The organism is Pseudomonas sp. GW823-FHT02C02 (assembly GCF_058797635.1).
Genome location: NZ_JBXAJV010000014.1, coordinates 175,090 through 194,414 on the forward strand (window position 1 = coordinate 175,090; position 19,325 = coordinate 194,414).

Genomic DNA, 19,325 nt, shown 5'->3' on the forward strand with positions numbered 1-19,325 from the left:
CTTTAACCCGTTGCGTAATGCCGCCAATGGCGCCAGGAGTACCCATGCAGTACAACCAATGGATTGCAGTCGTTGCCGATCGCCTTATCGAACTTGGAGTACCCGCCGATGAGGTCAATGAGGAAGTCATCGATTTTCCCTGGTTCATGGACCGGCATGAAGACGAAGCCTTGGCGAGGGTAACTGCCGACGAGTACTTCCATCTCCTCATGAACGTCGGGCTGGATGATTCGCCGGACGAAACCGAGTCGAAAGCATACCCCCCTCAAGATCCGTTCTGACGCGTGTTTGCGCTCGAGTTTTGAGCGTGACAACGGCAACTATCACTGTCTAGAATAGGTGCATTAATCGCACCTCAGAGCAGTTCAATGACCAATGTTGTGAGCTATCCAAAAGGTGACCTGCGGCGCATGCTTTCTGTGCTAGCTGCGATCGACGCCATTCCTGATGCGACGTTGGTGAAACTCGTTGAAAGAACCGGCATCGATAAGAAGACGGTCTCCAATCTAATTATCCAGGCTGGCGAGCAGGCGGGGGTCCAGATATCAAAGACCGGCCCGGTTTATACGCTAGAAGACTGGGGTCCAATTATTAAACGTGCAGGAGCAAAAATGGTTCTTGCGGGGGCGTTAGTCGCGCCAGCGGGGTGATCTGGTAGCGGTATTTCGCTGGATAAGCAGATGTGCCTGGCGCCGCCGTTCAAGAGCCCGCCGATATCCCTGCCCGTGCGGGGTTGAGTCAGTAGAGGGGCGCTACTTTCTGCGCCCGCATGGTGGGGAACTAGATAAGTGAGTAATCAGGAAATGGGTAAATCGGCCGTTCGGCATTTTTTCTGGCCGGTCGCGGCGTTCTGCGTTTTCGTCTCTCTCTGGGTTGGTTGGCATAACCCGGCTCTTGGCGTAGGCGCCTTTAGTACTTTTTTCTCGATCCTGTTGTTTTCTGGCCAGCTGACAACCGATCAATACGTGTCTACCGGCTTCAGAACGTGGAGTAGAAAAGACCAGTTGAACTTCGTTCTGTCTCTCATGGCCGCGGTAATCACCGGTATCGCCTACCTGTTGGCGCTCCCAACCATGTTCAAGTGCGCCTGAGTCCTACTTTTCATTGAGGAGTGTTGTCATGAGTGACGTGATGTTTGTTGCGGCGATCGGCGGAGATAATTTGTACATCAGGGTAGCTAACCGCTTCGACAAACCATTGTAAGCGTCCGGCAAAGGCATCTGGCCCGAAGTCGGAAATGGCGCAACAACTGATAGCTTCCTTTAACCATCGCCACTTCTAGGGGGATGTTACGCGCGCAAGATGATGGGGTCGTAGTGACAGGACCACCCTCAAAAACAATGGTGATCCGTATAATTACATTAGACGGGGATTTAAGAGGTTTCAGGTACAGCAGGGACTATCGCTTGCGGCCGGCTTCCGTCGCAATTTTTCATAAGTTCGGATCAGTTTTGCGAGTTTTGCTACCAAATGCGGAGCGACAACTCCCGAGTGAATTTGGAAGGGGCAGAATGGGGTGCGCTACGGGGATATATAGGGATAATTAGGGTGTGATGGGGTGTTACGGGGATTATTAGGGAAAATAGGGGGTTATCAGGGGGCGCTATCTCCAGGGTAACTACCGTTCCCGCGGATTAAATGGGGGGAAATGGGGTGTTTGAGAGGGGGATACAGGGAGGCTAGGGGATTTATAGGGTGTCTCGGGGCGCTAAAGGGCGGTACGTGGCGTAGATCTACCCCATTGCAACCAATGCTACGAAAAACCATGTTTTGTGGATGATTTTGGGACTATGCGCCGGAATATTCATAAACGCTCCACGACGCGACCTGATGTAATTACACCGGTTGCCACCGATGTGGTAACAACGCCTCAATCTCACTCGCTCGCTGCGCGGGCAGCCGCGTCAGAACATCCTTCAGATAGGCGTACGGATCATGTCCATTTAGCCGTGCTGACTGGATCAAGCTCATGATTGCAGCCGCACGTTTGCCGCTGCGTAGTGACCCGGCGAACAGCCAGTTCGAGCGCCCAAGTGCCCATGGCCGGATTTGATTTTCACACCAATTATTGTCTATGGGCACGGCGCCATCCTCGAGATATCGGATCAACGCGACCCAGCGTTTGAGGCTGTAATCCAGGGCTTTGGCGATGGCCGACCCTTCGGGTACGAGTTCGCGCTGGGCAATCATCCAGGCGTGTAGCGCCTCGATTATCGGAGCCGCTTTTTCCTGCCGTATTCGGTGCCGCATGTCCGGTTCTAGGTCTTTTACTTCACGCTCTATTTCGTAAAGTGCGGCGATGTAATGCAGCGCTTTTTCGGCGACTTGGCTCTTGTTGGTCGCGTGAAGGTCGAAGAACTTGCGGCGAGCATGGGCCATGCAGCCGATCTCCGTGACGCCCAGATCAAAGCTCGCCTTGTAGCCGGCGAAGTCGTCGCAGACCAGCTTGCCGTGCCAGTTGTTCAGGAAGGTTCGGGCGTGTTCGCCGGCGCGGCTCGGGCTGAAGTCGTAAACGACTGCCGCCAAGTCGGCGAACTGGCTGGTTGCGTAGGCCCAAACGTAGGCTCGGTGGGTCTTCTTGGCGCCCGGCGTCAGCATCTGTACCGGCGTTTCATCGGCGTGGATCACGCCATGCTCGAGCACTGCTACGCGCAGCGCATCCACCAGTGGCTGTAGCTGCACGCCGCAGGCGCCAACCCATTGCGCCAAGGTCGAACGGGCGATCGCCAGACCAGCTCGGCCGAAAATTTTCTCTTGTCGATACAGCGGCAGATGGTCAGCAAACTTGGCCACCATAACGTGGGCCAGCAGGCCTGCCGTAGGGATGCCTTTGTCGATGACATGCGCCGGTACCGGTGCCTGGATCAACGTCTCGCACTGCTCACAGGCCCATTTCCCACGGATATGGCGTTCGACGGTAAACACGCCGGGGGTGTAGTCGAGCTTTTCGCTGGCATCTTCACCGATGCGCTTGAGGGCGCAGCCGCATTGGCAATGGCTGTTGTCCGGTTCGTGGTGGATCAGCGTACGAGGAAACTGCGCTGGCAGCGGCGCACGCTTGGGTTGCTGACGCACTTTGGCCGCAGTCGGCGTTGATTGCAGTGCCTCAAGTTCAGCTTCGATAGCCGCGATGTCGGTGTCGATCAGGTCATCGAGCAAGCTAGCTTGAGCAGGACTTAGTTGTTCGCTGCGCTTGGCAAACTTGAAGCGCTTGAGCAGCGCGATCTCATGGGTCAGTTTCTCGTTGACTGTTTTGTGATGGTGGATTTGTTTGTCCATCGTCTCGACGCGCTGCATCAACTGCGCGGCCAGAGCACGCAGTTGTTCAGGGTTCAGTTGGTCGAGATTCGGGGCGGAAGTCATGCCGCTGATTTTGCCAGAGCAGGCATTAGGCGACGATAGGTTGATCGGACAATTGTGCTGGCGAGCTGGCCATGACAGAACTTAAAGCACAGTGATGACGCCGCCGGCACCGACTCTTTGCCACGGTAATCCGAGTATCAGGGCCTGAAGTTGCTCGGCGTCTAATTCAAGCTCTGAACCGTGTCGGACACCCGGCCAGAAAAAGCGCCCCTGGTGCAATCGACGTGCTGCCAGCCAGATGCCGACGCCGTCATGCACCAGCACTTTCATCCGATTGGCGCGGCGGTTGGCGAAGAGATAAGCACAATGCGGCTTCGCCGCACCGAACACCGCCACCACCCGCGCCAGCGCGGTGTCAGTGCCCGCACGCATGTCCATCGGTTCGGTGGCGAGCCAGATCGAATCGATGCGAATCATCGCAGTAAGTCGCGGAGAAAAGCAGTACACGCCGCAGCATTTTCCGCCGGCCAACTCACAACGACCGCCCCCCTCAAGTGAGGGACTTCGATGCGGATTGTGGCAGCAAGAGCTTGAGGCGATGTCGACGGCGATACCTTGACCGGAATAAAGGAAGTTTGCAGTGCCAGGTTTTTCTGCTCATGCACTCGAATCCACTTATGAACTAGATTGGCGTTGAGGTTGTGGGTCAGAGCAACACTGGCAATCGAAGTGTCAGGCAGCGCACATTCGGCGATGACCTGGGCCTTGAAGGATTTGGAATAGGAACGACGTTCTTGTGGCATGGGGCGTCCGCTTAAAAAGGCTGGAAATTGGTGTCCACTTAAAATCAGGTGGACACCTTCGCCCTAAGCGTTGCAATCAGGAAGGTGTGTTGGCCGGACGGTTACAAACCATTCACCCTTGACTGCAATCTGGATCGCCGTGGTAGTCCGGCTTACTTGGAGTTGCCACGCCACGATCAAACCCTTCGAGGTGCGAAGTCCGCTGCTGCCAAATTGTTTGGTGGAGGGCTGGAATGGCGGCCCCCAGAACCTGCTACGGGTGCGTCGGTAGATTTGAAAGCTGCCGAGAAATCCAACAACCCCCAAAGTGTGGTCTCTTCGTTAAAAGTCGAGCCAGCGGCTGTCCAGCAAACCTCGACCCTTGAACAGGCATGTGAAGATTTCCAACATTTCATCAATTACATCCTTGAGCCTGCGAAGGACGATTTGGAGGCAATGGTCAGAAAAAATGAGACCAAGCTCCACCAGGCGTTCGGTGCAAATCTGATCTTGGCTCACAGCGTTGATTACTTGCAGGCAGTGCGAGCGGCCGACGGGATAACAGAAACCCGCAGAGATCTGGTCGCGACGTTCGATGCAAAGTTCTCAGTTCCAGGAGCTTATCTTGCTAATCGGAAGATGGAACTGGTCGACGGGATCAACAACGCGCTCAAGCATATTCGAATCAACCCGGCCCGGTACAAAGGTCTGGGCGAACGCTACGGGCAGATTTCGTTTCAGAGTTTGGTGGAGGAGGAGGGGCGCGTTTTGTGTCACCTTGAGGAGTACCGATTCGACTACTGTCGTGTGGTGCTCTTGCCCGCCCTGAGAGCCTTGTCGAACTGGGAATTTGAAGGCACAGACGACGTTGTGAGTTTCGCTAGGGGCGAATACATCGTTGCGGAGAGCTCGTCGTACCTTGATATCTACGATCCCTTTGACCCATCAACGGCGATCGATCAAATGATCGAACTCTGCAACCCCCCTTGCTTGAACTGTGACCAGTCGCATGATGAATGCCTCTGTTCAAAGTACGTGTTCGCCGGTGAAAGTGGCCGATTTGAGCCTGCATACACTCCTACTGCTGGCGAAATCGATGAACTGATGAGCCATATATCGCCCTCATACAGTCGATCATAGGAGCCCCCAGCGGTGACCACTCATAGCGAAGCGCATTTTGCTCGGAGGCTCCTGGCCACGCTGCAAGAGCATCACCCATTACTTGCAGTGGAAACGGTAAAAGGACGCCGGGTTGGTGCTGGGTCGATGCGCGTAATTCACATCACGCACAGCGGCGGAAAATTCGCCCAGTTCCCATTCCCTAAAAAAGGTTTGCATGCAGGCGCGGTCAGCGACGAACTCTACCTATCAGCGTGCAGCATGCTGATGCTCACGCCGGTGCCTGAATCAATGTAGAATCGCGACCTGAATCTGCTCAGGATTGCCTTTCAATGCTGGCGCTCCGGGCACTCATGGTTCATCCGCAGAAAAATGGAATGCCGATGGTTACAGTGGAAAAAAAGTCGAACCTTGCCACGGTCGTGAAGATCGGCCTGGCTGCTGTCGTGGCAGTTGGATTGTTGGCGGATCGCATGGTATGGGTTGACCAGGTCGTGGGCAGAATAAATTTGGCCAACGCCCGAATCGCCGATGTGAATTGTTCAGCGGGTGATTGGCTCGAGGTTGCACCCGGGAAAGATGCCCAGCAACCGATGCGCTACCGATGCGGGTTTATGTTTTGGCCGTTCTACCGCTCGGGCGAATCGCTGTTTGCCGCTGATGCGTTGAATAAACTCAGGTCCTGAAGTGCCTCTTGCAGCACTGGCAATACGGGCTCGCACCAGCCACTCAGGAATCACTTACGGAGCCGCGTTACCCAGGGCGGTTACCCTCATCACCATCCCGCGTAATGCGACACCAGCCGCCCCCAAGTAGGTAGTGCTGATCCATTGTCACGCAGAATACTCATAGCGTCCGCGGCGAGGACGCGTGTCGGGCAACCTCCGATCAAAAAGTCTTTATCCTTGCCCTGGTGAAACAAGTGCAGGATTGTCAGAACCATCACTTGTTGCAGTGGCGTCATCGCCCGATAGCTCTTGCGCATAGCTTTCAGTGCTTCAGGAATAGGGCCTAGCCCGCCTGCCCAGTCGAAACCACGGGGTCGCAGGGTAAAGTGGCTACCCTCACTACCGTATTCGCGAACACACTCAAAACACCCTTCAAGCGCGTAATTCTCAACGATGCCCCAGGCCGTGCGACCGAAAATCTCCCCTCGCACCTCGGCGCTAGGGAAGGTCGGTGCAGGAGTGCCGCATACCATCGCCAGGGCAGAATGTTCGATGGCATCCATGCAGGGGACCTTGTCGACCATATCTACCAGTGTCCAGCCCGGAAATCGTCCCGCAGCGAACGTAGGGTTCACGGCTGCGTATGCGACGAGTGCAGCTGGTTGTGCGGAGTGATGGATGTAAGCCTGGCTGGCAGTGTCCACGTCAGTGAAGGCCCACACGCCCTCTGAAGGCTGGTAAACACCAATGCGTGCCAGTAGGTCGCTCGCCTGGTGAACGTAGTCGTTTGTTCTGCTCATGTAGTCGATTTCCTCTCAGGCGATGACTTGCAAGGGTAGCAAACGCCTGCGTGTCGCGGTACGTCGAAGAGGCTCTTCTGCGTTGACCTCGTGAGACTTCTTCCGGCGGTACAGGAAGAGGCTCGGCCCATTTCTGAGCCAGTGTTGCGCATCTCTCTGGTACGAAGTTAATTCTCAGGGAGATGTGACCATGCAAAACGAGCGATTCCAGCTTCGCCCAAGTTCCAGCCCGAAAAAACCGTGGATGGTTGAAGACACCAAAGCGGATCCGTCAGAGGATCCTGTTCTCTACCATTTTTCATCGAAGAAAAAAGCCGCCGACTTCAAAAGCATGATGGACTCAGAGCACCCGGCCTCCCAGGAGGACGTATGAATAGTGTTGTCACTGAGGTCTACCAGCGTGGCGAATCGCGTTTCACCATGGTGGGGCAAAAGCTTCCAGATCACCTGCATATCACCGACAAGGTAATAACTCAGGGGTTGGCCTTTCGCTTGGCTCGTTATGCGCTTCAACGCCTTGATGATGCCGGGTTCGCCAAGGCTGTCGAGGGTTGGAAACTCACCGTGTACACGATGGATGCTGAACTGCCTTCGAGTGAGCGGTATTACTCAGTACGGTGGCAGAACGAATCGGGAGGGTACATTGACGTCAATGGAATCCTGACCCGTAGAGGGTGGCCATCGCTGGATCATGGCTATTCCATAGGGCACGAGTAACTGCTGTTCCCGCAAAACTTCAGGTGACCGGAATTCAACTTTTTTTGAACGCGACACCCACCCCGACCGTCTTGAGATGGCCGGGGTTTTTTCATGCTGGTGCTTGGTTAAGGAGGGGCACGCGTGCGGCCGCCGAGTGTTAGAAGCGGCTGAGAGGCATTTGAAACCTGACGCCATCCTTGAAACACAACATGTAGTGTAAATATGCCATTTTTGGTTGTTTTTTGAACAAAAAAACTGCCCGTAAAAATTTATGAAAAAAAATCTGCACCCGCGACATTCAGCCAAAGCCCTGTAAACCCTCGCTCCGACCGAAAAACCCTCCGTCTCGTCCGCTCCATGCGCGGATTCGCCCCACCACCGGCTGAAAAACATCCATATAATTGCGCCATATTCAGCGCAGCCACTACAGGCACTGAAGTACAACCTCAGCACCGCGAGTTGACTGGATTTCAAACGCCAACGAGAGGCACAAAAAAACCGCCGTAGGAGGGCGGTTTCTTCGTAGCAAGTCACGGTAGGAAGCCGGCTTGCTTGTTCACAGGGAACACTTGGTGCGTCGTCAAGCTTACACAGGTGGTACCACTACGCGCAATATTAGCGACTAGCGGTGCTGGTGGTTGCTCGGCCATTGATCTCGCAGCGCGGCATGATTCGCCACAAATTACGCATTAAGTTTGGCCCTCTCGACACGGATTAGGAACCCGTGCCGGATCGACTCGGGAGGCCTCAAATCCAGCCATTTCACAGGGAACACTTGGTGCAAGTTTTCCCGAAGGTGCGCGTGTTCCGGTAAGCGCACTGGAGATTGGCCCAACCAATGGGAGGGCCCAGTATGTACAAGTTTGCACGACGTACGTTGGACTCCGCATGGAGGGTGTTTCAAGCGTTTCGCTTGTACCAGTTCCTGCGGGATCACTTAGACGACCTTTAAGGTCCACAGGTGGCCGCTTCAGCCTCGCTGGAGCGGTTTTTTTTTGCCTAACCAGCACGCCATTAAGGGCAATTCACCATGACCCAACCCGATGTACAGATACCGCCTGAATCTGATCGTGCTGAGTTGCTAGAGCTTTTGAAACAGGCAAAACGCCTAGCCACCCGATATCAGCAGCTGACTGGGAAGCCGTTAGGTATCACCGGTGAAATTGCCGAATGTGAGGCTGCCGCGATCCTTGGTTTGGATCTGCATGCGGCGCGTACAGCCGGGTACGATGCCACGGAAATAAGGGATGGCATTCCTGTCCAGGTGCAAATCAAGGGGCGCGTGATTACCAACTTGAAGAGAGTTGTTGGCAGGGTCGGCTCTATCGATCTCAGGCAGCCGTTCGACGTTGTTCAGTTGGTTCTGCTGGATTCCGACCTGAATGCATTCGCGATCTATGAGGCAGAACGACCTGCGATAGAAGAGTTGTTGACCAGGCCTGGCTCAAAAGCACGGAATGAGAGGGGATCAGTCGGAATATCTCAGTTCAAGGCGATCTCACGGTTGCGCTGGTCACGCCAGTAAAAACTCACACTCGACGTTTTTACCTGCCCCCCTTATCTCTGATTTGTGCAGGCGTAACCATCTGATGCGTCGTGTGTATGGACAGGAAATCGCCTGACTCGTTGAAAGTTTTGACGATTGTAAACCCGGCCAAGGTCGGGTTTTTTTGGGCTTCGAATTTACACGCTATTCGGATGAAATCGGGGAAACGTAGCTATATGGTTGCTGAGCGCCGGCCATCACGGCAGACGTGACCAATTAATTTAGGGATGTCGCTATATGCAAATGGGTTTTCGATTCGCCGCTTTGTTCGCCGTCGTCATGGTTGCTGGTTGTGCAGGTGGTACAACTACGCCGAAAGACGCAGCCGTAGTTACGGTGTCCGCATACGGTCCGGATATTTCCGGCCAGCACGAGCATGGTGTCGGGGGGCGATTGGATGTTCGAGAGTCCTCGGGAGAGGCGACACGCCTCAGCTTTCCTGCGATGGAGTTGCGTGCTTGTAACCCATCTAAAACAGAATGTTCGTTGGGCATTGGGGTGATCAAAGGCACCGCCGAAATCATCTCGCAGAACGCAACCAGCGCAATTGTGGCAATCAACCTGAACTTCCAGGTTGGACGCAGTTATTCGTTCAACGCCAAGGGCCAGCAATACAAGCAGGAGGTGCCGGCGGATGTGCAGGCTTTGCAAGCTAACCAGGTGATTGCGAAGAGGATCGAGGTGGCCTACGGGGAGGTCGTGCACCTGCCGCTGCCATATGGTGTGGAGGTTTCCGTATGTGCCCAGAAGCACCGTGCAGGCGAACTGATGCCTGATCGCAGCGTATGCCAAGGTTACTGATGGGAAATCACCATCTCAGCCTCTGTGAGGGTGGCGAGAACTGTCCAAGATAGGGTGCGACTTTGGTATGTGTGGTGCATTGGGCAGGAGCTGCTCAATGCACTGACTAGATGACTATTTGTGCAAAATCAGGTAGAGAATTGGGGTCAAAATTAACGCGGCTATTGCAATCCATACCCAAGGCGCTTTTTTCTTCTCATCGCTTGACATCGACGCAACGTAATCCCGTGTGGCATCACACCGCATGCAAATCTGTGGTTGGGTCATCAAGTCGATTTTGATGAATTCTTCCCCGTTGTTCTTCCAACGGTGGTTCGACTCTTTACATCGTTGTTTCATAAATTCCCTTGCTTCCTATTGCCGGACCTCAACATCCGCAATTATTCACGATTGCCGTCATAGCGAGCTACCGGTTTTCGCACTGACTGCTTCGCGGGCCCTGACCTCCGACCATGCAACGGTGCTGTCCTCGGTGTGGCCACAATGGTCACACTCGTACCAAACATCATCAGACGCTGGATGCGAGTCGTCCCAGTGCTGTCATGGCTTTGAAGTGACACATGGGCTCAGGCCGGCGGCTTTCATGAGCCAACATGGCAGAATCGACCCCCGCCATGATCGCTATGTACTTTTCTTCGTCTTGTTCGGTCATGAATGCATTCCTCGATTACTTTCGGCAGCGCCAGCAGAGCGGGTCTTTTTGCACGATCCTGGCGGTCTCAATTGAATCCAGTGGTGTTGTCGATTCGCTGACCGAGATGCCGCAGCCTGGGCAACGCCAAATCAAGGCGAGTCCTTTTCCTGCATCAGATGCCACCAACTCAACTCCAGCAGCGGCCAAGCCCATGTTTGCCGAATAGCTTTCGCACCCTTGGCAATTGTCACAAACAGCGCCTTGCTCGGCAGGCCAACCGCTACTGTCGATGGCTTTACCTATCAGCAGTACAACTTGGCAATGGTGACGGCTCAAGCCGCCACCTCGCAGCTCTGGAACAGGAACTCAGCCCGCTCGCGACGTTTGTACTTGCCCAGGGTTTCGAGCCGGGTGCGGACGCGGTACCAGCGACCATCGAAGGTCAGGAACATAGCAAGGGAGCTTCCCATCATGTTTGGGGTGCGCCCAATTTGGATGATTTCCTGGTCGTCGATGACACCCATAGTCGTTTCCTCCGGGCAATTCCTATGCGGTTCAATTCAAGATCATAGGTGCGTTAAAGGCACCTGTCAAAGCCATTTTTGCACTCTCGCAAATAAATTAAACAACGCGAAAGTACCTGTTGAAAATTTGCAGATGGTTCTATTATTCTCGGTCGTATACGTACGTGTTATGAATCAATACGGCCTTGTCTGGTATTATTTCCAGTTAAGACCCCGCCCACTCATACGAATCACACCCGCCGACGAGGGTCATCTATGTCTGCTTTACAGAAGAAACATTCGCTGGATTTCAAAACTCAATACGGTCTCAGCTTCAACCCTCAGGACGATGAAATTTTGGTGGACTTCTTCTGCGGCGGTGGCGGGGCGGGTACCGGGCTCGAGATGGGCTTGGGTCGGCCGGTCAATGTCGCGAAGAACCACAGCCCCGACGCCATCAGCATGCACAGCGCCAATCATCCAAGTGCCGTGCACTACACAACCGACGTTTTCGAAGGTGATCCGGATACGGAGTGCGGCGGCAAGGCCGTCGGCTGGTTCCACATGTCACCGGACTGCACGCACCACAGCCAGGCCGCCGGCGGACAGCCGCGCAAACGCGAGATTCGCAACCTGTCGTGGATCGGCTTGAAGTGGGGCGGGAAGAAGCGCCCTCGAGTGATCAGCCTCGAAAACGTAAAGCAGATTTTGCAGTGGGGCCCATTGATTGCGAAGCGCGACAAGGCAACGGGGCGCGTTGTGAAACTGGGTGGCGAAGTTGCCGCACCTGGTGAGGTGGTGCCAGTGAGTCAGCAGTTCCTTATTCCGGACCCAAAACGCCGCGGCCGTACCTGGAAGCGATTCGTCGCCCTGCTCGAAGGGATGGGCTATCAGGTCGAGTGGCGTGTGATCAAGGCCTGCGACTTCGGCGCACCGACCAGCCGGGAGCGGCTGTTCATGATTGCGCGTTGCGACGGGCAGCCTATCGTGTGGCCAGAGCCGACCCACGCCAAGACTCCCTCGAAAGGCCAGCTGCCGTGGCGCACTGCCGCCGACTGCATCGACTTTAGCGACCTCGGCAAAAGCATCTTCGGGCGCAAGAAGGATCTGGCCCCGGCGACCCTGCGCCGTGTAGCCAAAGGCATGAAGAAATTCGTCATCGATAACGCCAACCCTTTCATCGTGCCGATTGCGAACTGGTCCGGCGAGACAGTTCAGTCCGGTGACGAGCCGCTGCGCACTATCACTTCATATCCGAAGGGTGGAGCCTTCAGCGTTGTCAGCCCGGTCATCGCCCCGGCCACCCACCAAGGTAGCGATCGAATCAATGATCCATTAGCGCCGATGCCGACTGTGACCTGTGCAAATCGTGGTGAACTGACGCTGATCAGTCCTACCCTGATCCAGTCCGGCTACGGCGAGCGCGAAGGCCAGCAACCTCGGGTACCGGGATTGGACAACCCGCTGGGAACAGTTGTTGCCGGCGGTGTAAAGCATGCTCTCGCCAGCGCAGTAATGGTTGGTGCTGGCGGTCCTGAGTACTCGGGCAAGCCAGTGGCCATTGATCAACCGGCGGGAACGCTGATGACCCAGAATCACCGGGCCCTTGCAGCTGCACACCTGGTGAAGTTTCGCTTCAACGATGAAGGCAAACCGCTCGACGAGCCAGTGCCAACCATTACCAGCGGTGGCAACTATAAGCGCCCGGCTGGCGCTGCCCATGCCATGGGGATTTCTTCAGTGTTCATGGCCCAGATGAACGGTGGTTTCAACACGACCGACGCCAAGGGCATTGACGAGCCAATGACCACGGTAACCAACACGGGCAGCCAGCAGCAGCTGGTCGCGGCCAGTTTGGTGCACATGCGCGGCAACTGTGATGCTCGTGATGTCGATGACCCGCTGCACACCATCAGCGCCGGTGGCCAGCACCACGGGCTTGTTTCTGCATTTTTGGAGCGTCAGTTTGGCGCCAGCGTAGGGGCTGGGGTAGAAGATCCGGCACCGACAATCACCGCCGGCGGTGGTGGTAAGAGTTCGCTGATATCGCTGAAGCTTTCCCCGGAGCACGAGGCTGGTGCGCTGCGGGTCGCCGCTTTCTTGATCAGTTATTACGGCGCCGATAACACCAGCGGCTGCGATGCCCCGGCACCGACCATCACCACCAAAGATCGACTGGCGATGGTCACGGTGATGGTGCAAGGCACGCCGTACGTGATCGTCGATATCTGCCTGCGGATGCTCAAACCAGCTGAACTGTACAAGGCCCAGGGTTTCCCCGCGGACTACAACATTACTCACGGTGCCGACGGCAAGCCATTCACCATCACAAAACAAGTGCATATGTGCGGGAACAGCGTTAGCCCGCCACCGATGGCAGCCCTCGCCCGGGCGAACGACCCTTGGCGGTCAGTCGATCGCCGATCAATAGCCGCGTAATCCACCCCTCAACTGCCGGGCTTGTCCCGGCACAGGACCCGTCATGCCCAAAGAGAACAAACTCGCCTTGAAGCGGCAGCGCTGCGAACAGGTGAACCAGGCTATTCAAATCATTGCCGCCCATGGTCGCCGGTTCTTCTACAGCGCCAGCAAGCAGACCTATGCAAGCATGGAAGTGGACGACCGCGGACGCGTCTGGTTCATCGACTACTACAGCCTCAAGCGCATCTACACACACCCGACGCCCTGGAACAAGTGGCGCGGCTTCACAAGCGGCGGCACGTTGCGCAATGTGGTTGAAGGATTCCGAGACTTCATTCTCACCGGCAAGCCGCTGAGTCCGTTTTATCTCGGGCCTGAGCGCTTCGGGGGCGAAAACATCTGGGGTTACGCCGAGGATGAAATGCAGAAGGTGCGCGAACAAGCCGGCGCCTTGCCGGTATTCCGGCAAGCCCAGGAGGCCGCATGATCATTGAACCCGAAATCGACTGCCCGGCGCTGCACCATCGGGCCCAGGGCTACCCGTTCGGTGATCGTGTCCCGCGCACAGTGCGCATGGTCAAGACCGTGACCGCAGACCCTATGCCGGGGATTGGCTTTGCCTACATCAAAGGTGAAGTGCCTACGGCGGTGATCAGTCAAACCTTCCGGGTGTGGACGAATAGCTACGGCGCTGTTTCGGCGGTTATGCCCGACGGGCAGCGGCTGGGGCTGAAACCCGGGGAGTTCGAGGTCGCCACTTGGCACGATGCCACACCGCAAAAGCCAATCTACCTATCAGGGCCCATGACCGGGTTGGCCGACCTGAACTTTCCGGCTTTCCATGCGATGGCTGCTCGCCTACGGGCAGCCGGCCATGCCGTTGTCAACCCGGCCGAACTCGACCACCCAACCAAGGACTGGAGCGACTGCTTGCGCCGCGACATCGTCGCCCTGATGGAGTGTTACACCCTGGCCACGCTATCGGGTTGGGAGCATTCGAAGGGCGCCCGTCTTGAAGTGATCATCGCCGAACGCCTTGGGATGACGGTTGTGAGTGCTCATGACCTGTTGTCGACGGAGGCGGTGTGATGACTGGCCCCATGAGTACTGAAGTTGAGCCAGCACCGAGCCTGGCCACCGGCGCAGATCTCAACGCAGCAACGTGGGCTGATTTCGTTCAGCGCCTGCGGCATGACTGTGTGGGGCTGGGTGTTCGTTCCCACGGAACCGCGGCAGCCCTGTTCACCGTCCAGGTCAAGAAGATCGATTACGGCTTTGAGGTGGACTATGCCAAAGGTCGCGTCGTCTGCCTTGAGGATCGGTCATGGTTCAGCCCCAAAGAATACTGGGCACACCTCGATCGGAATGAGAAAGCCAGCATCAACAGAAAGGCCCAAGCCCACTGTCAGTGCAAGTTCATGCGTGCGGATCAAGATGATCAATGGGAGATCCTCAGCGAGCTTGAAGACCACACCGTTACCGGCTGGAACACGCGCTGGGAGATCGTGAACAGCCATTTCACCAAGGATGCCGCCGAGGCGTTCATCCGGCGCAAGAAGCATGACTACGGTGAAATGCGCGTTTATGCGGAGTCGCAGTATCACGCCTGGGAGTTTGAAGCGATCAAGGCAGCAATCCTCGACGGTACGCTGGCTTACACGCCGGCGCCGGCGGTTATCGATGAGGCAGTGGTACCGGTGGAAATTGCAGGCGGTGGCGCTGATTCGCCAGAGCTATGACCAAGGGTTCTCCTTGTACTGTCGTGGTATTAAGCGTACGCGTTATGATTTAATGCTTCTAAAGGCATTCGGCCACAACAACCAATTTGTTAACGGAATCGAGCATGAGAGAAGGTTCAGGAATGTCATTCATCAGCCACAGCGCAGTTATCCGCGCCGTGTCTGAGGTTTTCGTAGCCATTGAAACCGTATCTGGGTTCTGGAAGAAATTTCACATGGAGAACCAGAAGAGAAAGCTCGACCCCTTTACTCCAGCCATGCGGAGTAAGGGCGAGAAGGCGCGTAACCGTCAGAAGCGTATTAAGTAGGAATATTGCTCAGATGCACCCTCAAAACTAGGAAGTGACCATGGCCACATCAGCAAAGAAAAGTAAGGCGGAGCAGTTCCAAGAGGAGATGATCCGCTGCCGCGGTATCGAGTTTGCTCGACTCGGCATGATGGTTGAGGTCAATGGTGACATGGGCACTATCGAAGGCATTAACGGCAGTGCCAATCTTGACGTTCGTTTTACCAACCAGTTGAAGCATGGCGACCATCTTCACAACTGCCACCCGACCTGGAACGTGAAGTACTTCGATGAGGAGGGGGCCACGATCGCTCATTTCGACGATTGCAAATGTGTTTTTCGTCCCGCCCAAGCAGCTGCGTAAATCGAAGGGGTTTTAACTTGCTCACTCAAAAAGATGCTGAGATCTTCAAAGGGGTCGACACAACTCATCCACCCCACCATGCCAAATTGGTGCCCGGCTGGACGGCGCCCGCGCCACCACCTGGCTATCGCCATCTGGTTGCCATTCTGACGCCAGTCACGCTGGAAGATGGCCACAAGACGCATATGTGGGTGCTTGACTACCTCGACACCGAAACTGCTACCTTCGCGTCCGAAGACCATGAATTCACGGTGGAATGGCCCTGGATTCTTGGCTACCACCCGCAACCTGGTGATTGGGATGCGATCGGAATTCCAAACCTCAACTGAGTGATCAAGGACACTTCGAAATGAATTTGACTGGACGGTTTTACGATCTGGACGACGGTGAGGACATCACGGCAGTCGTCTCGCGCAATGATGGAAACGAGATCGCGTTTGACCTGTCGCACTCCGATGGCTATCGCTACACGGTAGCTCTCAAGCGGCATCAGGGGTCCCTCTTCAAAGGTACCGCGACCTCGCAACCAGCGGGTGACGTCGCAGAGCTATCTTGCCGCGTATACGAGGACGCCACCGAGGGCATCACCTTGATTGTAGGGGCGGGCTGGCGTTACCCGGGCAGCACTCACAATTGTCGTTGGCAGGTTGAACTTCAAGTCGATTGATTGCGTGTTTGCGCTCACTCGAAAAACTTTGCACTTAACCGGAAAAACTTTTCCACTTCGACGAAGTAATTGGCTTTCCCCATCTGTACTTCGCGAGGCTCACGACAGCTGCGAGAGAGGTCAATGCCGATACTGCGTCGAGAAGAGAGTTGGAGAGACAAACCGTGACACTTCCACAGTTGATGTCGAAAGCCAGGAAATTTCTCGGGGTGCTCGCATTCTGGAGCGTGTGGTACCTCTGCGTGTTTGGTTACCCGACCGAACTCAACATGTTGTTGGGGGTTACGAGCGTCCTGTCCGCCGGTGATCAGCTGAATGGTCCCAACGACATGACCATGCTGATTCGTATGGTGCTTGGTCTGGTGCTGGGCGTAGCGGCGGTCATCCTGGTGTTGAAGGGGCTTGGCAAACTTTTTCCGAGTTCTGTTCTGGCCACAGAATCGCTGAGCAAGAACGAGCCAATAAAGCAGCTAAAGTAAATCTGTCTCGGCTACACCAGCCGGCTCGATCCATCAAGGGGCGAACAGATGAAGGGGCGGCTATCTCTTGTCGGCGGATCTGCATTTCTGATCTTGTTCGGAATCGCAGCACAGACCTGGGCGCTTGTGCCGGAGGTCACCATCCAGGCCGATCGAGGTGGCTACCCCATCATCTATGGCAAGACCAATATGCCGGACGGAACCCTTCTCACCGTAACGCTCAGAATTCCCGGCCAGTACGGTGGCATGCAGAACGTCGAGGTGGTGAATGGCCGGTTTGCGTCTACACGGTTTAGCGTCGACGGAGAGCGCCCCTTGCCGTCTGGTAAGGCAAGCGTGGAGGTTTCCTCGCATTTACCTCAGCTCCAGAGCCAAGAGGTGAGGGCGGTTATTGGCCAGCGTGGCGAAAACCTCGAAGGCCCCCTTGTTTACTCACTCCCCGGCATCGGTGGGCGGATGATCAAGACCACAAGCACCCTACAGGTACCCTAACGTGGCCACCGCGGGCCATCCCGGAGTAGAAGGACAGCACCTATGGAAGAAGCGTTGAGGCAATTCAGAGACAAGATCAGGATCGCCACCGGCCGGGAGGTGTTGCCCAGGGAAATATCGGCCTTTACTGAACAGGTGGCGGTGGCTGCTGCACACCACCAGCCAGGCGCCGTGCAATTTGGCCTCTGTGATTTCCAGACATTGAGTGGCCGGGCCGAAACCATCGAAGTTCCGCTGAGGTGAGACCCCAATGTCTCAGAAAAAAGAAGGCAAAGACGAACTGGCGGATGCATATGCGACAGTTCCGAAACACCTGGAAGGCCTTGTCGATGCGGCATTCAGGATGGTCGAGGAAGGACAAGACCCGACCGATGTTTTGAAGATGGTCAGCTACGGTTTGGAAAAAAGACGCCTGACTACTGAGCAGTAGCAAGACGTTTCCTCAGGCTGATGCGCACCCGGGCCCCCAACCACAAACTGCAAAGAGCAACTTCCCTGTATTCGTTTCGATCGTATAGTATGCGTACGCGTTAGGAATCAACATTTGCGAAGCCGTGCGCGATCAACTGACAGGTAAAAAATGAAACCGATTCCAATTCTCGCCGGTGCCGTTGCGGTGCTGGTGTGTGTCATCGCAGGCAATCACCTTGCTCATGACTTTGAGCCCGCTTCCGTGGAGGAGATCCAGGCGGCGATCGCTGGCGGTTCGCCGTGCGTGAAACAAATGCTCACCGATGCTAACCGCATGTCACGCGAGATTTCGCGAAGAGACATTGGATCGGTTCAAGATCGTTGCGTGAAGATTGATCTTCAGTCAGCAGCATTTGACACAGCCAAGCGTTGACCGCCCGGCCGTCGCCGAACAACCCCACTTTTTACACATGCATCAACGAGCCCGGTGACGTCAAAGCCCGAACCTTTGCGGAGGAGGGCACCGATAGAGGTAGACCAATGAAGCAATCGATTCAAGTTCTGCGCAGCATAGCCATGACACTAGGCAATCCAATTGGCAATTTCGGCGTCCCCTATATGGTTTCGCTTCTGGTGGTCGGGTTAACGCTCAAGCAGTTCAAAGAGGACATGCCCGGCCTGCTAGTATTTTCAGTCTTTGTTGTCGGTTCTCTCATATTGGCCCTCGTGCTGATGTATTTTTACTTGGTGATCAACGGCAAGCGAATTCTCGGCGCGATTGAGAAAGACTATGGTCCTCGGACTAGCCAGGGGGTCTACAAGGCTTTCGCTGAGACTAAAGAAGTGGAGAGCCTGGGCCTCGACATACCGGGTCTTGCCAATGCTTACGGCGAGGACAAATGACACATGCACGAGCACCCCGTGGATCCCGCTCACAAACCCATCGTAGTAAAAAATATCCTGATCGGAGTTGGTTGCGCACTTGCGGTTGCCGGTTCCGGAGCTCTTTACCAGCTACACGGATTGACGCCTAAGGTCGTATCGTTCGTGATTGGGTACTGGGGGCTCCTACCGTTTGTGTACCACTTCACTGGGCACGGTTTCGGGTTCAAGAAAAAGCCCCCGGATCAGGTCCAGATTGAGTGCCCCCCGAATAACGAGTAACCCTCGATTCTTTCGTTTTACCTCCCCTCTGACCAGGTGAAGCATTCGACGGCCCCACTGCCCGGGCCTTCGGATGCGCGATCGCGGGGAATCCCCTCGCAAAATAAGACCTCTCTTTCCCCCGACACTTCCGCCTTCTCGATTCGGTATCTCTCCAGGTGATACCACGACATTTAAAAAGGCCGTCACTTGGCCTTCACAAAATATACGTGCGTGTTATGCTTCGCGAAAATTCCCCGCCGATGATTTCGGTTGGCAGGGAACCCTTCTATCGACAACCAGATGACAACAGGAACCTTCAATGGCCTTAGAAGAGTCGATTACAGATCGCCCAGTGGCGCACGTGGGCTCGCAGGGTGTGTCGGCTGCTGTAACGGCCGCTTCGCTTAAAGCAACGGTTCTTCCTGAACTGTTCGCTAACACCTCGCGCATAAGTTCTGGAGCCT

29 protein-coding genes are annotated in these 19,325 nt (G+C 55.5%); 24 read left to right on the plus strand and 5 right to left on the minus strand.

Annotated features, from left to right (window positions below; all coding sequences use genetic code 11):
* Positions 1-44: 44 nt before the first annotated feature.
* The 3 genes from AC1ROI_RS23535 to AC1ROI_RS23545 all read left to right on the plus strand — a co-directional run bounded on the left by AC1ROI_RS23535 (position 45) and on the right by AC1ROI_RS23545 (position 1,091).
* A complete protein-coding gene (locus tag AC1ROI_RS23535) occupies positions 45-281 on the plus strand; it encodes a hypothetical protein (protein ID WP_020191010.1) in 237 nt (78 codons plus the stop codon).
* A gap of 87 nt (positions 282-368) precedes the next feature.
* Positions 369-650, plus strand: a complete 282-nt coding sequence (locus AC1ROI_RS23540) for a hypothetical protein (protein WP_100226637.1) — start codon at positions 369-371, stop codon at positions 648-650.
* Between the two features lie 138 nt (positions 651-788).
* Positions 789-1,091 carry a hypothetical protein gene (locus AC1ROI_RS23545; protein ID WP_138985801.1) on the plus strand — a complete coding sequence of 101 codons (303 nt, stop codon included), beginning with the start codon at positions 789-791 and terminating at the stop codon, positions 1,089-1,091.
* 745 nt (positions 1,092-1,836) lie between these two features.
* Here AC1ROI_RS23545 and tnpC read toward each other — a convergent pair.
* The 3 genes from tnpC to tnpA all read right to left on the minus strand — a co-directional run bounded on the left by tnpC (position 1,837) and on the right by tnpA (position 4,106).
* Positions 1,837-3,363, minus strand: a complete 1,527-nt coding sequence (gene tnpC / locus AC1ROI_RS23550) for an IS66 family transposase (RefSeq protein WP_102599745.1) — start codon at positions 3,361-3,363, stop codon at positions 1,837-1,839.
* A gap of 81 nt (positions 3,364-3,444) precedes the next feature.
* On the minus strand, positions 3,445-3,780 hold the full coding sequence (gene tnpB, locus AC1ROI_RS23555) for an IS66 family insertion sequence element accessory protein TnpB (protein WP_034149241.1): 336 nt from the start codon (positions 3,778-3,780) through the stop codon (positions 3,445-3,447).
* The gene (tnpA, locus tag AC1ROI_RS23560) at positions 3,777-4,106 is read right to left on the minus strand and encodes an IS66-like element accessory protein TnpA (RefSeq protein WP_102599746.1); all 330 of its coding nucleotides are present in this window, start codon (positions 4,104-4,106) and stop codon (positions 3,777-3,779) included. Before tnpA ends, tnpB begins: the two co-directional genes overlap by 4 nt.
* Before the next feature lie 48 nt (positions 4,107-4,154).
* On the opposite strand from tnpA, the gene AC1ROI_RS23565 reads away from it, so the two are divergent.
* From AC1ROI_RS23565 to AC1ROI_RS23575, 3 genes are read left to right on the plus strand one after another with little or no spacing between them, the layout of a single operon-like run.
* A complete protein-coding gene (locus AC1ROI_RS23565) occupies positions 4,155-5,225 on the plus strand; it encodes a hypothetical protein (RefSeq protein ID WP_256580172.1) in 1,071 nt (356 codons plus the stop codon).
* Positions 5,226-5,237: 12 nt separating this feature from the next.
* A complete protein-coding gene (locus tag AC1ROI_RS23570) occupies positions 5,238-5,501 on the plus strand; it encodes a hypothetical protein (RefSeq protein WP_102616827.1) in 264 nt (87 codons plus the stop codon).
* A gap of 35 nt (positions 5,502-5,536) precedes the next feature.
* The gene (locus AC1ROI_RS23575; RefSeq protein ID WP_102599747.1) at positions 5,537-5,890 is read left to right on the plus strand and encodes a hypothetical protein; all 354 of its coding nucleotides are present in this window, start codon (positions 5,537-5,539) and stop codon (positions 5,888-5,890) included.
* An 89-nt stretch (positions 5,891-5,979) separates the two neighbouring features.
* Here AC1ROI_RS23575 and AC1ROI_RS23580 read toward each other — a convergent pair whose 3' ends face one another.
* Positions 5,980-6,672, minus strand: a complete 693-nt coding sequence (locus AC1ROI_RS23580) for a hypothetical protein (RefSeq protein ID WP_102599748.1) — start codon at positions 6,670-6,672, stop codon at positions 5,980-5,982.
* 190 nt (positions 6,673-6,862) lie between these two features.
* On the opposite strand from AC1ROI_RS23580, the gene AC1ROI_RS23585 reads away from it, so the two are divergent.
* The 5 genes from AC1ROI_RS23585 (at position 6,863) to AC1ROI_RS23605 (ending at position 10,578) form a co-directional block, all read left to right on the plus strand.
* Positions 6,863-7,045: a hypothetical protein gene (locus tag AC1ROI_RS23585; RefSeq protein WP_102599749.1), complete on the plus strand. Its 183-nt coding sequence runs from the start codon at positions 6,863-6,865 to the stop codon at positions 7,043-7,045.
* Positions 7,042-7,389 carry a hypothetical protein gene (locus tag AC1ROI_RS23590; protein ID WP_020191003.1) on the plus strand — a complete coding sequence of 116 codons (348 nt, stop codon included), beginning with the start codon at positions 7,042-7,044 and terminating at the stop codon, positions 7,387-7,389. The genes AC1ROI_RS23585 and AC1ROI_RS23590 overlap by 4 nt, the downstream gene beginning before the upstream one ends.
* Positions 7,390-8,401: 1,012 nt before the next feature.
* Entirely contained in the window at positions 8,402-8,896 is a 495-nt protein-coding gene (locus AC1ROI_RS23595; protein ID WP_102599750.1) for a DUF6998 domain-containing protein, read from the plus strand.
* A gap of 258 nt (positions 8,897-9,154) precedes the next feature.
* Positions 9,155-9,718, plus strand: coding sequence for a hypothetical protein (locus AC1ROI_RS23600; protein ID WP_102599751.1), 564 nt, complete (start codon positions 9,155-9,157; stop codon positions 9,716-9,718).
* A gap of 593 nt (positions 9,719-10,311) precedes the next feature.
* Positions 10,312-10,578: a hypothetical protein gene (locus tag AC1ROI_RS23605; RefSeq protein WP_146013523.1), complete on the plus strand. Its 267-nt coding sequence runs from the start codon at positions 10,312-10,314 to the stop codon at positions 10,576-10,578.
* Between the two features lie 106 nt (positions 10,579-10,684).
* Here the strand turns inward: AC1ROI_RS23605 and AC1ROI_RS23610 are convergent, their stop codons facing one another.
* Entirely contained in the window at positions 10,685-10,876 is a 192-nt protein-coding gene (locus AC1ROI_RS23610; RefSeq protein ID WP_102599754.1) for a hypothetical protein, read from the minus strand.
* 255 nt (positions 10,877-11,131) lie between these two features.
* Here AC1ROI_RS23610 and AC1ROI_RS23615 point away from each other — a divergent pair, with 255 nt between their 5' ends.
* The 13 genes from AC1ROI_RS23615 (at position 11,132) to AC1ROI_RS23675 (ending at position 18,618) form a co-directional block, all read left to right on the plus strand.
* Positions 11,132-13,294, plus strand: a complete 2,163-nt coding sequence (locus tag AC1ROI_RS23615) for a DNA cytosine methyltransferase (RefSeq protein WP_102599755.1) — start codon at positions 11,132-11,134, stop codon at positions 13,292-13,294.
* 43 nt (positions 13,295-13,337) lie between these two features.
* The gene (locus AC1ROI_RS23620) at positions 13,338-13,763 is read left to right on the plus strand and encodes a YoqU family phage-derived protein (RefSeq protein WP_102599756.1); all 426 of its coding nucleotides are present in this window, start codon (positions 13,338-13,340) and stop codon (positions 13,761-13,763) included.
* On the plus strand, positions 13,760-14,365 hold the full coding sequence (locus AC1ROI_RS23625; RefSeq protein WP_256580173.1) for a DUF4406 domain-containing protein: 606 nt from the start codon (positions 13,760-13,762) through the stop codon (positions 14,363-14,365). The genes AC1ROI_RS23620 and AC1ROI_RS23625 overlap by 4 nt, the downstream gene beginning before the upstream one ends.
* Complete coding sequence (locus AC1ROI_RS23630; protein ID WP_178084900.1) at positions 14,365-15,015, plus strand: hypothetical protein; 651 nt, start codon at positions 14,365-14,367, stop codon at positions 15,013-15,015. The genes AC1ROI_RS23625 and AC1ROI_RS23630 overlap by 1 nt, the downstream gene beginning before the upstream one ends.
* Before the next feature lie 348 nt (positions 15,016-15,363).
* Entirely contained in the window at positions 15,364-15,666 is a 303-nt protein-coding gene (locus AC1ROI_RS23635) for a hypothetical protein (protein WP_102599758.1), read from the plus strand.
* Between the two features lie 17 nt (positions 15,667-15,683).
* Complete coding sequence (locus tag AC1ROI_RS23640; protein WP_256580174.1) at positions 15,684-15,995, plus strand: hypothetical protein; 312 nt, start codon at positions 15,684-15,686, stop codon at positions 15,993-15,995.
* Positions 15,996-16,015: 20 nt separating this feature from the next.
* Positions 16,016-16,333: a hypothetical protein gene (locus AC1ROI_RS23645; RefSeq protein ID WP_102599760.1), complete on the plus strand. Its 318-nt coding sequence runs from the start codon at positions 16,016-16,018 to the stop codon at positions 16,331-16,333.
* A gap of 164 nt (positions 16,334-16,497) precedes the next feature.
* The gene (locus AC1ROI_RS23650) at positions 16,498-16,812 is read left to right on the plus strand and encodes a hypothetical protein (protein ID WP_146013524.1); all 315 of its coding nucleotides are present in this window, start codon (positions 16,498-16,500) and stop codon (positions 16,810-16,812) included.
* Between the two features lie 48 nt (positions 16,813-16,860).
* A complete protein-coding gene (locus AC1ROI_RS23655) occupies positions 16,861-17,304 on the plus strand; it encodes a hypothetical protein (RefSeq protein ID WP_102599762.1) in 444 nt (147 codons plus the stop codon).
* A gap of 42 nt (positions 17,305-17,346) precedes the next feature.
* Entirely contained in the window at positions 17,347-17,547 is a 201-nt protein-coding gene (locus AC1ROI_RS23660) for a hypothetical protein (protein ID WP_102599763.1), read from the plus strand.
* Between the two features lie 7 nt (positions 17,548-17,554).
* The gene (locus AC1ROI_RS23665) at positions 17,555-17,734 is read left to right on the plus strand and encodes a hypothetical protein (RefSeq protein ID WP_102599764.1); all 180 of its coding nucleotides are present in this window, start codon (positions 17,555-17,557) and stop codon (positions 17,732-17,734) included.
* Between the two features lie 150 nt (positions 17,735-17,884).
* Complete coding sequence (locus AC1ROI_RS23670) at positions 17,885-18,148, plus strand: hypothetical protein (protein ID WP_102599765.1); 264 nt, start codon at positions 17,885-17,887, stop codon at positions 18,146-18,148.
* 107 nt (positions 18,149-18,255) lie between these two features.
* Positions 18,256-18,618 carry a hypothetical protein gene (locus AC1ROI_RS23675; protein WP_102599766.1) on the plus strand — a complete coding sequence of 121 codons (363 nt, stop codon included), beginning with the start codon at positions 18,256-18,258 and terminating at the stop codon, positions 18,616-18,618.
* The last annotated feature ends 707 nt before the right edge of the window (positions 18,619-19,325 follow it).